At 33.2% G+C, this 14162-nt stretch carries 15 protein-coding genes; 2 read left to right on the top strand and 13 right to left on the bottom strand.

Annotated features, from left to right (window positions below; all coding sequences use genetic code 11):
- Positions 1-217: 217 nt before the first annotated feature.
- From AC3IPI_RS21135 to AC3IPI_RS21125, 3 genes are all read right to left on the bottom strand, one after another.
- Positions 218-883 carry an alpha/beta hydrolase gene (locus AC3IPI_RS21135; RefSeq protein WP_039117637.1) on the bottom strand — a complete coding sequence of 222 codons (666 nt, stop codon included), beginning with the start codon at positions 881-883 and terminating at the stop codon, positions 218-220.
- Positions 884-1044: 161 nt separating this feature from the next.
- Positions 1045-2145: a BT_3928 family protein gene (locus AC3IPI_RS21130; RefSeq protein WP_039114565.1), complete on the bottom strand. Its 1101-nt coding sequence runs from the start codon at positions 2143-2145 to the stop codon at positions 1045-1047.
- A gap of 29 nt (positions 2146-2174) precedes the next feature.
- A complete protein-coding gene (locus AC3IPI_RS21125; RefSeq protein WP_035627248.1) occupies positions 2175-2723 on the bottom strand; it encodes a DUF1599 domain-containing protein in 549 nt (182 codons plus the stop codon).
- 162 nt (positions 2724-2885) lie between these two features.
- Here AC3IPI_RS21125 and folP point away from each other — a divergent pair, with 162 nt between their 5' ends.
- Both folP and AC3IPI_RS21115 read left to right on the top strand, forming a co-directional pair.
- Entirely contained in the window at positions 2886-3710 is an 825-nt protein-coding gene (folP, locus tag AC3IPI_RS21120) for a dihydropteroate synthase (protein ID WP_086894770.1), read from the top strand.
- A 161-nt stretch (positions 3711-3871) separates the two neighbouring features.
- Positions 3872-4498 carry a hypothetical protein gene (locus AC3IPI_RS21115; RefSeq protein WP_489155521.1) on the top strand — a complete coding sequence of 209 codons (627 nt, stop codon included), beginning with the start codon at positions 3872-3874 and terminating at the stop codon, positions 4496-4498.
- Positions 4499-4652: 154 nt separating this feature from the next.
- Here the strand turns inward: AC3IPI_RS21115 and rlmH are convergent, their stop codons facing one another.
- From rlmH to AC3IPI_RS21065, 10 genes are all read right to left on the bottom strand, one after another.
- A complete protein-coding gene (gene rlmH / locus AC3IPI_RS21110) occupies positions 4653-5126 on the bottom strand; it encodes a 23S rRNA (pseudouridine(1915)-N(3))-methyltransferase RlmH (RefSeq protein WP_035628752.1) in 474 nt (157 codons plus the stop codon).
- Positions 5127-5250: 124 nt separating this feature from the next.
- A complete protein-coding gene (locus AC3IPI_RS21105; RefSeq protein WP_489155519.1) occupies positions 5251-5553 on the bottom strand; it encodes an antibiotic biosynthesis monooxygenase family protein in 303 nt (100 codons plus the stop codon).
- 3 nt (positions 5554-5556) lie between these two features.
- Positions 5557-6975: an amidohydrolase family protein gene (locus tag AC3IPI_RS21100; protein ID WP_489155517.1), complete on the bottom strand. Its 1419-nt coding sequence runs from the start codon at positions 6973-6975 to the stop codon at positions 5557-5559.
- Positions 6976-7392: 417 nt separating this feature from the next.
- Entirely contained in the window at positions 7393-7677 is a 285-nt protein-coding gene (locus tag AC3IPI_RS21095; RefSeq protein ID WP_489155514.1) for a GNAT family N-acetyltransferase, read from the bottom strand.
- 5 nt (positions 7678-7682) lie between these two features.
- Entirely contained in the window at positions 7683-8078 is a 396-nt protein-coding gene (locus AC3IPI_RS21090) for an OsmC family protein (RefSeq protein ID WP_489155512.1), read from the bottom strand.
- A 6-nt stretch (positions 8079-8084) separates the two neighbouring features.
- The gene (locus tag AC3IPI_RS21085) at positions 8085-8966 is read right to left on the bottom strand and encodes a pirin family protein (RefSeq protein ID WP_489155510.1); all 882 of its coding nucleotides are present in this window, start codon (positions 8964-8966) and stop codon (positions 8085-8087) included.
- A gap of 15 nt (positions 8967-8981) precedes the next feature.
- A complete protein-coding gene (locus AC3IPI_RS21080) occupies positions 8982-9860 on the bottom strand; it encodes a pirin family protein (RefSeq protein ID WP_489155508.1) in 879 nt (292 codons plus the stop codon).
- 434 nt (positions 9861-10294) lie between these two features.
- A complete protein-coding gene (locus AC3IPI_RS21075) occupies positions 10295-12310 on the bottom strand; it encodes a heavy metal translocating P-type ATPase (RefSeq protein ID WP_489155506.1) in 2016 nt (671 codons plus the stop codon).
- Between the two features lie 2 nt (positions 12311-12312).
- Positions 12313-12924, bottom strand: coding sequence for a class I SAM-dependent methyltransferase (locus AC3IPI_RS21070; RefSeq protein WP_489155504.1), 612 nt, complete (start codon positions 12922-12924; stop codon positions 12313-12315).
- Positions 12925-12931: 7 nt separating this feature from the next.
- On the bottom strand, positions 12932-14155 hold the full coding sequence (locus tag AC3IPI_RS21065) for an efflux RND transporter periplasmic adaptor subunit (RefSeq protein ID WP_489155502.1): 1224 nt from the start codon (positions 14153-14155) through the stop codon (positions 12932-12934).
- Between the last annotated feature and the right edge of the window lie 7 nt (positions 14156-14162).

The raw sequence follows: 14162 nt of genomic DNA, 5'->3' as shown, positions 1-14162 counted from the left end.
AATTGAGAAGTTTTGGTTACAAAAAGGAAAATGAAATCGTAATAGTTACACCACAAAACGAGTTTTTGGAGTGTTTTTTATTCAAGAGATTTCATGAAGAGGGAAAAAAGGCTCTTTTTTTATTTAGTTAGATGATTTTTAAAAGCCAAAAAACGTCTAGGCAAGCTATAAAAAATGTCCAATAAATTCTCAGTCAGAATTATATTGAATATTATATTTATTTTAATTCATAATTGCCATTTGCCCATTTTTTGCAAGGCACAATCCAATCATTTAAAGCTTTATATAAAAAGCCATGTTTCAGACCTGTATTCAATTCAATTTCCTTGAAATGATTGATTTTTAATTTTGAAGTTTCTTTTCGTTTTATGGCTGATACTCCGTAAATATCTGATTTCTCATAGATTGTCAAGATATTTCCACAATAATTTATAACAGGAATATTTTGAATATCAGATTCTGTAAAGCATCCGATAAATACAAAATTAACATTGGGATTTGCTAAATAAGTAGAAACGTATTGTGCAAGATAGCCTCCTTTAGAAGTTCCTATTACCGTTATTTTATTTGGTTTAACTCCTTTTTTAATTAAGCTTTTAATTTGCTTTACAACTTTTTTAGCATATCCATCAAAATCGGTATTCTTATTTCTTAGCTCACTAAAAACGATGAAGTTGTCATCTTTAAATGATTTAATGATTTCATTGTATTCTGCTTTTCCATATTCAGGATGTACAGCATTTAAATCATTTTCTTCAAGAAACTTATTATGTAAAAAAAAGATATAGGCTTGGGTTGTATCTTGTGTTTTGGCTTGACCAAAACTTAAAGAACTCAAAAGCATAAAAAATAAAATAAACACCAGATTATGTATTTTGCTCATTATGTTTTCGTTTTTTAAGTAAGAATGTTCTTGACTTTGATTTTAGTAACCATATAAGTGATATAAGTAAATATAAGCGTGACTAATCAGCATAAACCTTAAATGGACTTACATCACTTATGTGGTTAACTTTTTTGTAACAAACTATAATTATTCAAATTTTATAATTTCAAATCTTTAATGTCGTTATAATGTACTTTTTGAGTAATAGTTCCATCATTTAAGATTACGATACTAGGATTTGCTCTTTCGATTGTTTTTAGCGTTATAGCATCACAAAAGTAAAAATCGACATTTAGTTTATATTGTTTTTTTGCAGCAGCAATTTCATCTTGTCCCGAAGCTGTCATTGCAATTACTTTATATCCTTTTGCTTTAGCTTCCTGATTTAGTTTTTCTAATTTTTCCATTCCAGATGGCTCAGAACGAGTTAAATCATAAGTAACAAAAATCATAAGTTTAGGCTCTTTTAGTAATTGATCTTTATGATCTTCACCATCTTTTTCCATGCTAAAATCATGAATTGGTGGTACGTAACCTTCAGTGATTACTTTGTCTTTTCTGTCAACAAAAGTAGCTCCTTCGGGAATAGCCATTAAATCTTTCTCAGTAAATTCTTTGTTCACACCATTTACATTGTAAATAAAAATCATTTCAACAACAGATTGTGGTGCTCCTTCTGGAATTTCCATTCCTTTCTCGATGTTTGAACCTACTTTGTAAGGACGGAAATCTTTTATTGGTAAATGGTTCAATACCCAAACTCCCATAAAAATGCATAAAAATATAGTTACGTATGCAACAATATTTTGAACGCTATTACTAAATAATGGTTTAATCAATTCTTTATTAATGAACAAAATCAAGATGAAGAATAATAAAACAATATCTTTTGTGAATGATTGCCAAGGTGTTAAATGTAAAGCATCACCAAAACAACCACAGTCTTTTACTACATCAAAATAAGCCGAATAAAAAGTAAGGAATGTAAAAAGTATAATCAGGATTAATAAACTCCAAATTGTAGCTTTAGATTTGTATCCAATAAGTAACATTACACCTAAAACTACTTCTAAGATTACTAAGAATAAAGCCAAAGCCAAAGTTATTGGCTCTAAAAAAGGCATATTAAATACAGGTTCGCTAAAATATTCTGCCAGTTTATATGAGAATCCTACAGGGTCGTTTAGTTTTATTAATCCAGAAATAATAAATAATACTCCAACAAAAAGTCTAGAGAATTGGGTAATTATATTTTTCATAAAAAGTTTTTTTATTTACAAATTGCAATTTATTTTTTTGTGTCCAAAGGGTTTAATATAAGCGCAAAAACAGCATAATTAATCATATCCTGATAATTAGCATCGATACCTTCGGATACTAAAGTTTTTCCTTTATTATCTTCGATTTGCTTAACGCGAAGTAGTTTTTGAAGAATGATATCGGTTAAAGAACTCACACGCATATCACGCCAAGCTTCACCGTAATCATGATTTTTGGCAAGCATTAATTCTTTGGTAAGTTTTACTTTGGCATCGTATAATTCGGTAGCTTTTTCTACGTCTAAATCAGGCTGATCAACAACACCTAATTCTAATTGAATCAATGCCATTATGGAATAGTTGATGATTCCGATGAATTCTCCTTTTTCATCCTCGTCAACTTTACGAATTTCATTTTCTTGTAAACTTCTAATTCGTTGCGCTTTTATAAAAATTTGGTCGGTTAATGAAGGCAATCTTAATATGCGCCATGCACTACCATAGTCTTTCATTTTATTGATAAAAAGCGAACGACAAATCGCAATTACATTATCGTATTCTTGAGAAGTATTCTTCATTATTGATGTATATTTGTCTAAATTTCTTCAAAAATAGGGATAAATTTTTGAAAGAGTTTAAAGTTTCAGGTTTAAAGTTTTAAGTTGTTGAAATAGTTAATCTTGATTTCTAGGCCTCAAACTTTAAACCTGAAATAAAGAAAACATTAAACAAAACACAAAATGACAATTAACTGCAAAGGGCAACTTATTGATTTGTCAGTTCCTAAAGTAATGGGAATTTTAAATGTAACGCCAAACTCTTTTTTTGATGGCGGAAAATATGATAGCGACGAAGCTATAATAACTCAAGTAGGAAAAATGCTTGCCGATGGAGCAACGTTTATAGATCTTGGAGCTTATTCGAGTAAACCAAGTGCCGAGTTTGTTTCGGGAGAAGAAGAACTAAACCGAATTGTTCCTGTTGTAAAGTTGATTTTGCAGCATTTTCCGGATGCATTACTTTCCATAGATACTTTTAGAAGTGAAGTTGCACAAGCTTGTATAGAAAATGGAGCGGCAATTATTAATGATATTTCTGGCGGAAACCTAGATGATAAAATGTTTGATGTTATAGCCAAATATAATGTTCCGTATATCCTGATGCATATGCGAGGTACGCCACAAACGATGCAAACCTTGACTGATTATGATGATATTGTAAAAGAGATGCTTTTTTATTTCTCCGAAAAAATAGCACAAGCCAGAAGTTTAGGTATAAACGATATCATATTAGATCCTGGTTTTGGCTTTGCTAAAACACTAGATCAAAATTATGAAGTTCTACAAAAAATGGAATTATTCAATATCTTGGAATTACCTGTTTTAGCTGGATTTTCGAGAAAATCTATGATATACAAATATTTAAATACAAACCAGCAAGAAGCGTTGAACGGAACAACAGTTTTGAACACGATTTCTTTAACAAAAGGAGCTAAAATTTTACGTGTTCATGATGTGAAGGAAGCAATGGAATGTGTGAGTTTGTTTAATAAAATAGCAGTTTAGCGAATAAATTTAATTCAACACTTGTGAAAGGAACGCGGATTAAACGGATTTTATTCCGTCCCGACATTCTGGGATTTGCGTTCCCTTATAGACAATACTGAAAGTCGTACAGACAAAATAAATTTGTGACAAAAAATAAATAAAAACATAGAATTTAAAATATGAAATACCTTAGTCTTATTCTCGTTTTACTTCTTTTTTCTTGTGGAAAAAAAGAGGATATTCTGTTGCCAAAATCGAATGTGTCTGTAGTGAAAGATGTGCAAGACCATTCGCCTATTTATATCTTTTTTAGAGTAAATGGAAAAGATACTTTGGCGGAAGTAAATAGAAAAAACAGTATTATTTCGACCAATTGGTTGTTTAATATAGACAAGCGTTTGCCTTTACGATTAGTTATTCCAGAAGTAGCAAAATTGCAAGAAAAGAAACGAGCTGACAAAGCACATGAAAATAAAAAAGCCGAAAATTATTATTCGTACGCAGATAGCATCGGAAAGAATTTAGCTTTTGTACCTTTTACGGAAGTGTATTATAAACTCGAAAAACCAAAACAAGAAGGATTAATCATCTTTTTTGAAAAGAATAATAAAATGGTTAAGGTGAATAACGAAACAATTAAAAGAGAAGAATTACTCAATTATATTGCGAGTCTTGATTTTGCGGTTAAACCAAAAATGCAATTTTGCTTTGATAAGAATATGAGTTATGAAAGTTATATTCAGGATAAAGTTTTAATTAATAAGTTGCAATCATTTGCAATGGTCATAGATGAATTTATCTATTAAACTAATTTAACGATTAACACCTCAACAAATAAACGATTAACCTGGCAGCTCAAATATATGCAACGCTAACGCGGAAACATAAACAAAATCGATAAAGAATAGAAAAAAGAAAACCCCGCAATGCGAGGTTTTTTTATGCTTTTAGCAAAGAAATCTATTGATGATGATAAGGTTCATTTCTTAAAATTGTAAACCCGCGATACAATTGTTCTATAAAAAACAAACGAACCATTTGGTGTGAGAATGTCATTAGCGAAAGCGAAATTTTCCCTTGTGCTTTGCTGTAAACCGTATCCGAAAATCCATAAGGACCACCAATTACAAAAACCAAGGTCTTGATACCTGAGTTCATTTTTTTCTGTAATTCTTCTGAGAAACCAACGCTTGAGAAGTTTTTACCATTTTCGTCTAATAAAATTAATTGATCGGTTGGCGTTAGTTTTGCCAGAATCAATTCGCCTTCTTTTTCTTTTTGCTGACTCTCCGATAAGTTTTTTACATTCTTAATATCTGGAATAATCTCCAAATCAAATTTGATATAAAAAGACAAACGCTTGGTATAATCGTCAATTAAAGTTTGAAGGGATTTATTATCGGTTTTGCCAATGGCGATAAGTTTGATATTCATCTTAGGAATTATATTTTGTTTTGAGTTTTTGCCACAGATTAAAAAGATTAGACTGATTTTATCCCGACGCTTCGGGATTGCGAGCTTTGCGTAAACTTTTGTAAACTTTGTGGTTAAAAGCTAACTAGATTTTATTCTCAAAAACAGTTTCAAAATGTTCTACAATAGGAAACGGTTCGTAATAATGATGTAATAATTTCTTCCATTCCAGATATGCTGCCGATTCTCTAAAACCAATTGTGTGGTCTTCGAGATTGCGCCAATCGACCAATAAAAGATACTTATTGGGCTGTTCCATGCATTTTTTAAGGCTGTGCCCTAAATAACCTTCTATAGAACTTATATACTGACTTGCTTTCGCAAAATCATTTTCGAAATCCTTTTCCTGGTCTTTTTTTACAAATAAAACAGCTGCTTCCTGAATCATATTTTATTTTTCAGAAAATTTAGCTTCAAAAGTTTTAAATCTTGCGTCAAGGTCTTTTAGTAATTGCTTTTTTACGGCATTATCCTGAATGAAACTGTAGTTGATACTATTGTAAACATATTGCTTAATTGTCGCATAAGAAACATCCTGATATCTGCTGGCCAATAAAACATATTGCTCTGTCATATTTGTTCTTAAAATCCCTGCATCATCAGTACTAATTACAATTGGCACATTAAATTCTTTGTATAATGTAAAAGGATGACGTGCATTTTTAACTTTCAGGATAAACTCATTACTTACCAAGTTAATCTCAATCGGAATATTATTCTTTGCCATATAACGCAATAAGTCATACGAGTTTTCTTCGTAAGCGATATCTACACCATGACCAATTCTATTAGCTCCGGCAGTATGAATAGCTGAAGTAATATGCCATGTTAATTCTTCTGGTTGTACGAGTCCTAATGTAAGTTCACCAGCATGAAGTGTATACTTTACATCTGGAAAACGAGAATGGCAGTATTTAAACATTACCATGTGTAACCAATAATCTTTCATAGACGTTTCGCCATGTTCTGGAGAAACGATATTTACACCTGCTACAAGCTTGCTTTTGTCAGCAGAGATAAAGGCAATCATAAGATTTTTGAACAAATCTACAGGCTCCATAAAACGCAACACAAAGTTTTGATAGCGCATTGTGAAGTTTGCATCATCAATTTTAAGATCTTTATGTAATTTGGCTATAAAATTAGTATTGAAATCCTCAGCGTATTTTACAGCATTTTTATCTTGTAATGATTTATAAAGTGCATCTAAAGATTTAAAAATTGCTTTTTCGTCTTTTTGTGCAGCAGCTTGTCTTAGTTTTGTATTAAAATCGGCTAAATCATCCACATTCATATCACAAGGAATTGTGTTTAATTGTGTTTCGATATAGCTTACATTTTCTTTAATTGCTCTGTTTTTAAGCTCAAGCATACCTTCGGCAAAATGTCCGTCGATAGTTGGAGAAAATTTCTCGAAAGAGTCAAAGAATAAATCATCAGAAGGAACAGCAACACCATTGTAGTCTTTTGCAGACCAGGTTTGCATGATTTGTTGCTTGTAATATTCTAGTTTTCCACTGTTTCTAAGGGAAGAAAAAGTTTCCCAGTTTCCTTTTGCAGGTTTTGCTTTTAGAACTTGCATGGTTTCTAAATTCAAATAGAAATCTTCTGCGATAGCTCTTTCTAGTAAAGGTTCGGCATAGATAGAGCCTGAAAAATGATGATGTAAATCACCGCCTTTTGGCATCTGAGAAAAGAAAGCAGTTAGTGCTGCTTCGTTATTTCTGATTTTATCTAAATAAGTTGCTGTTGATTGTGAAAAGCAGAGTTGTGCTATGAAAAAACTAAAAACTGTAATTATCCTCGTCATATAGTAAGTTTAAATTACATGCAAATGTAATTGATTAGGAGGACATTTGAAAATTAAGATGAAAATTGGTAAAACGACTGCTTGTTTTCTTATATAGATATAAAAAAAGACGCACTGTTGTGCGTCTTTACAGAAACTTTTAAAAAAAAATAGAACGCGGATGACACAGATTTACTTCGTAAAGACGCAGATAAAAACAGATTTTTAAAATAACAATGAGATAAAAATCCGTTTTTATCCGCGTTTTCGCCAAAGGCGAATCTGTATCATCCGCGTTCCATATTATGCGCAATTGGAACTCAGCATTGCCCTACGTCTCCGCTTAGTCTAACAAGATTATGACTTAGAACCTTAGCATCTTTGCAGCTCAAAACCTTTGTACCTTAGTTTCTTAGTTCCTCAGAACCTTTGAGCCTCTTAGTGAAACAATACATCTTTTATATCGTCTGTTTTATCAAATACGCTTTTCGCAAAAGGGCAAAGCGGAATGATTTTTAGATTGTTTTCGCGAGCATAATTTACTGCTGCCATAACAAGTTTTTTTCCAACACCTTTACCGTTAAAATCGGGATTTACTTCGGTGTGGTCAATTATAAATTTAGTGTCTCCAGCCCAAGTGTAGGTCATTCTTCCTCCTTCTTTTCCGTCTTCTACTGCTTTATAATATCCTTTTCTTCCTTCGTTTATTTGTTCTATTTCCATGATATTTAGTCTAAAGTTGTTTGTATTTGTATCGTGTTTGTTAGCGTTTTGTGAATTGGGCAACTATTGGCAATTTTTAAAAGCCTTTCCTTTTGAGCTTCATCTACATTTCCTGTTATCTCTATCTTGCGGTTTAATAAGGAAACGTTTTGTTCAGAGTTTCTCTCAAAATCTACCGAAATATTAATTTCTGTAATATCCCATTGTTTACGGTCAATATACATACGCAATGTAATCAATGTGCAAGATGCCAATGCAGAAGCCAGTAACTCGGAAGGGGAGAAGCCCAAATTTTTTCCTCCCATTTCTTGTGGCTCATCAGCAATAACTATATTACCGCTTGCCGATTTTATTTCCGTTCGGTATTTTCTTGTGTCAATATTTGCTGTTATTGTATTCATATTAATTTATCGTATTTGAGGTTTTGGTAAAGGAACAAAATCGGTTTCACCAGGGACTTTCGGGAAAGTTTGTGCTTCCCAGTCTTGTTTTGCTTTTTCTAATATTTCTTTGTCTGATGAGACAAAATTCCAAAAAATGAAATGTTCTTCTGGAAATGGAGTTCCTCCAAATATATAAACGGTTGTATTGGCAGCAATTTCGAATTCACATAAGGTACTGTCGTTTGCAATCAGGATTTGTTTCGGGTCGTATGTATGTCCATCAGCTTTTATACTTCCTTCAAGAATATATAATCCGCTTTCTCCAAATAAATCTTTTCCGATGTTTATTTTTTGAGCCGTCGTACTTTTGATCTCAATAAAATATAACGGACTATATACGGGAACTGGTGATTTTTTTCCGAAAGCTTCTCCTGCAATTAGCTTATATGAAACTCCATCTTTTTCCCAACTCGGAATATCACTGGCTTCTACATGCACAAAATTAGGTTCCATTTGTTCCAATTCTTTTGGTAACGCCACCCAAATTTGTAATCCGTGAAGCGTTTTTTTAGATTCACGCAAGTATTGTGGTGTTCTTTCAGAATGCACAATTCCTTTTCCTGCTGTCATCCAGTTTACTGCTCCGGGTTTGATTTCTATTTCAGATCCCAAACTGTCTTTGTGCATGATACTTCCCTCAAATAAAAAAGTAAGCGTCGATAATCCGATGTGAGGATGTGGCGGAACATCTAAATTTTCTTGTTCGCTTAAATGAACCGGTCCCATATGGTCAATAAATACAAATGGTCCAACGGCTCTTTTTTGCCGAAAGGGCAATAATCTTCCTACCATAAAATTACCAATACTGGCAGCGCGTTCTTCAATAATTAGATTTACGTTTGACATATTATATTTTTTAAATTAATCTTCCAGAGTTCCAAATTTACCATTATTGTAATCATTTACAGCCTGAACTAATTCTTCCTGCGTGTTCATTACAAAAGGTCCGTGAGTAGCAATTGGTTCTTTAATTGGTTCTCCGCTTAAAATCAATACGATACTATTTTCTTGTGCTTTGATATGAAAATCTTCGCCTTCATTTTCGAATAAAACCAAATGATTTGGCGGTACGTTTGTAATATCGTTTACTGTAATACTACCTTCTATAACCAATAATGCAGTGTTGTAAGTTGCTGGGAAATTAAAAGCTGCTTTTCCGTCTTTAAGTAATCTTGCATTAAGTAAGTGCAAAGGGGTAAAGGTAGATGCAGTTCCTTTTACATCTTTATATTCTCCAGCAATCACTTCGATATGACCACCATTTTCAGGAAGTTCATATTTATTAATTTGGTCATTAGTGATTCCTTGGTATTTAGGTTTCGACATTTTGTCTTTAGCAGGTAAGTTTACCCAAAGTTGTACCATTTGGAAATCGCCTCCAGTTTTACTGAAATTTTCTTCATGATATTCTTTGTGCAAAACTCCCGATGCTGCAGTCATCCATTGTACATCGCCTTCGCCAATTACTCCGCCACCTCCGCTACTATCATGATGTGCTACTTTGCCTTTATAAGCAATAGTTACGGTCTCAAAACCACGATGTGGATGTACACCAACACCTTTTGGAGTATTTGTAGGCGGAAAATAAAATTTTGAATTATAATCTAGCATGATAAAAGGGCTCATGCGTTTCATGCTTAATTGTGGTACACTCGGAATAAAATTGTGCACTCTAAATCCATCACCAACATAATGTGGTTGTCTTGGAGCTACTACTATTTCTATATTTTTAGTTTTCATAATGTATTTGTTTTATTGTTATACAAAGTTACTCTCATTATGAAAAATGTAACTTAATGTAGATTAAGAAGTGAGTTAGTATAAAAGTAAGGAATATTATTTAATTTTTTTTAGTTGTTGGTTGAGGGGTATCAGTTGTTGGTTTTTAAAATGATGAGTTTTAGAAAATAGGAGGTTTTGAATTGATTATAAATGATTTGGCTTTAGCCAAAATAATAAAACTTTTTTAGGCAATTGTTACTAAAATTTTCACGCAAAGCCGCGAAGTCGCAAAGGAAAGGTGTGTAATCTTGGCGCTTTTGCGATGACTTTATTTGTAAGAGTATTAAAACGACATTAACCTATAAAAAAGGGATCAATTCAAAAATGAGAATAAAAAAAGGACGTTCATACAAAATCGTACAAACGTCCTTTTTAAACTATTAATAGAAGATCTAGAATTTCATTCTCTGAATCCTTACGGCATTTAATATTGCTAATAAAGCAACACCAACATCTGCAAATACAGCTTCCCACATGGTTGCTAAACCTCCTGCACCAAGTATTAGCACAACAGCTTTTACAACAAATGCCAAAGTGATATTTTGCCAAACGATTTGTTTGGTTTTTTTACCAATGTTTATAGCTGTATAAATTTTTGTTGGTTGGTCGTTTTGGATAACGATATCTGCAGTTTCAATTGTAGCATCACTTCCTAAACCGCCCATTGCAATACCTGCATGAGCAAGTGCAACAACCGGCGCATCATTTACACCATCGCCTACAAAGGCAATTTTTAGGTTTTTATCTTTAAGTGCTGTTACTTTCTCGACTTTGTTTTCAGGCAATAAATCTCCGTAGGCTTCATCGATATTTAGTTCTTTTGCAACAGCATTAACAACAGCAGTTTTGTCGCCCGAGAGCATAACTGTTTTTACGTTTATCGAATGTAAACTCTGAATCGCTTGTTTGGCATCTTCTTTAATTTCATCGGCGATTAAAAAGTAACCTGCATATTTCTGGTTAATGGCAATTACGATTATAGTAAACGGTGTATTGTCTATCTCGGAATCATAGCTTATGTTGAATTTCTTTAATAGTTTAGCATTACCTGCCAAGATTTCGTTTCCATCAACTTTTCCTTTTAAACCATGACCTGCAATTTCTTCTACATCAGTAACCGAAACACCTTTTTCAGTACCTTTTGCATATTCGATTATGGCAGTTCCTACTGGATGCGTTGATTTGGTTTCGAGCGCTGCGGTATATTTTACTAAATCAGCTTCTGGAATATCTATTGCAACTACTTTCTGAACTTTAAAAACGCCTTTGGTCAATGTTCCTGTTTTATCCATTACAACAACTTGAATAGCTGCCATGATATCAAGGAAACTAGAACCTTTAAACAAGATTCCGTTTTTACTTGCTGCTCCAATTCCGCCAAAATAACCTAGCGGAATAGAAATAACCAAGGCACAAGGACAGGAAATAACCAAGAATACCAATGCTCGGTACAACCAATCACGGAAGATATATTCATCTACAAAGAAGTAAGGCAATAAACAGATTGCAATTGCGGAATACACTACAAATGGTGTATATACTTTGGCAAATTTCCTAATGAACAATTCAGTTGGCGCTTTCTTGGCTGTTGCATCCTGAACCATTTCCAGAATCTTGGATAATTTACTATCGGTATATAATGCTGTAACGCGTACCTCAGCTACTGAGTTTAGATTTATCATTCCTGCCAAAACACTTTCGCCTTTGCTCTTGGTGTCAGGTTTACTTTCACCTGTTAAAGCCGCTGTATTAAACGAAGCATTATCAGAGAGTAATTCTCCATCTAAACCTAGTTTTTCTCCAGGTTTAAGCTGAATAATAGACCCAATTTGAACGCTTTCGGCTTTAATTATTTTTGGCTGATTATTTTCCAGAATAGTAACCTCATCAGGACGTTGGTCGAGTAATGATTTAATATTTGCTTTTGCTCTGGTAACTGCCAGTGTCTGGAAGGTTTCGCCAATAGCATAAAACAACATTACTGCAACTCCTTCGGGATATTCGCCAATGGCAAAAGCTCCGATTGTAGCAATACTCATGAGCAAAAATTCTGAAAAGAAAGAACCCTTTCGGGCGCTTTCTAATGCTTCTTTAACGACTGGAAAACCTACCGGTAAATAGGCAATTACATACCAAACGATTCGTATCCATCCTGTAAACCAGTTTTGTGGTAAATAATTATCAAAAACAATAGCAATAATTAATAAAGCAAAGCTAATTATTGATGGAGCAAACATCTGGAAAACGGTTTGGTCTCCTCCTGAATGGTCGTGCCCGTCGTGATCATCATGAGTTTCTTGCTCATCATGGGAACAACATCCTGAATTCGTATTTTTTGAAGATTTTTTATCGGGGACTTTACAATCTACTTGCTTATTATTCTCGTCGGATTTATGTTGATGGTTCATATTTATTTCTTTTTAAATCCACAAAATTGAAAATTCTGTGTTGTGTTAAATGGTGTAATATGATCTTCTGTAAAACATTTTATTGTTTCAAAACTTTTTTGGAAAGTATCTTTCATATTCTTTTCAGAATATTGCTTTATTTCTAATCCGCTACATTTTAATGGTCCATTTTCTGAAAATGTGCCTAATAAAAAATGACCATTAGGATTGACTGCATTACTGATAATGGAGACATATTTATTGATACTTTCGTCATTAGTTAGAAAATGGAAAACGGCTCTGTCATGCCAAAAATCGAATTTTACATCAGGGATAAATTCTGTAATATCCGAGACAATCCAATGTACGGAATTAGCTTTTTCGCCTAAGCGTATTTTTGTTTTTTCTAGTGCAGCAGCAGAAATATCCAATATCCAAATGTTTAGAAAACCTTTGTCTAATAAAGCATCGACCAGATTACTATCGCCACCGCCAACATCAATGATATTGGCAGTTTTTGATAGTTTTATGTTTTCTATATAATCTATTGCAGTTTTAGGATATTCTTGTGTCCAGCTTACTTCATTTGGAGTTTTGGTCGTGAATACATTTTCCCAATGTTGCTTATTATTCATATAAAAATTAATGTGTGTGCTCTCCACCGCCTTTTTGGGCTGCTAATAAGTAGAAAGCACCCTGTGTAACAATTTGACTATTCTCAGGGATTGAAGTTACAAATTTTATTTCGGTATATCCCATATCGGTTGTACCAGGAATAACTTCTATAGCTTTAAAGTGTATTTCTTCATGCTCTTCTTTGTGTTCTGCTTCAGATTCTTGTTTTGCTCCTTTTTCAGGATGAGGATGTGAATCTTCTTTTATGTAGATAAAAAATTTGTCCCCATTTTTTACCACAGCTGCTTTTGGTAAAGATGGAACTGTGGCACTGTTTAAATTGATATTAGCAGAAACATACATTCCTGATATTAATCCTTTGGCATCATCTGGGTTTATTTTGGCGTGAACCGCAACAGTTTTACTTTCGTTAGAAAACGATTTATTGATACCAAATATTTTTCCTTTTATCGATTTATTAGATTGATTGGTAAGAATAAAATCGACTTCCTGACCGATTGAAATCGAACCTAAATCTTTTTCATATACGTTTAGATCTAAGTGCATCTGGCTATTATCAACAACTTCAAACAACGGGATTCCTGTATCTGCAAATGCACCTTTGGCAATGCTTATTTTCCCCACATAACCACTTATTGGTGATGTAATAGGTATTAATGCGCTGTTACTACTTGTGCTTACATTTAATGCTTGCAATCTGTTTTTTGCAGCTTGTGCTCTTGCTTTTTCTACAGCTAGTTTTGCTTTTACTTCCTGAAATATTTTTCGGGGATTTACATTTTCATCAGCCAATGTTTTCTGACGATTGTATTCCAATTGTAAATACTCGATATTGGCTGTAGCCGATTTATAATCTTCTAACATTCCAACAACTTCAAGATTTTGGATGGTTGCCAAAACCTTTCCTTTATTTACAAAAGTACCTTCCAGAACAAAGATATCTTTAACTGTTCCGCCAAGTAATGTAGCTATTTGAGCCGAATTTTGAGGAGGAACTGTTGTGTATCCATTGGCTTTAATAATGGTGTTGAGGTTGCGATTTTCGACTTTACCAAATTGAATTCCAACTGTCTTAAATTGCGCTTCGGTTAATGATACTTCTGTTTGTTCCTTTTCTTCTTCATGTGCTTCTTCTGTTTTCTTTTCGTTGCATGATGTTAAAGCCAGCATTAAAAAAGCAATTGGAAGTAGGGTAGAAGTACGGCTTATTGTGTTCTTTATATTTTTCATTGTAAGG

Source organism: Flavobacterium sp. GL_143 (assembly GCF_057834355.1).
The sequence above is the reverse complement of the archived record's forward strand: the minus strand, read 5'-3'. Positions and strand labels throughout refer to the sequence as shown.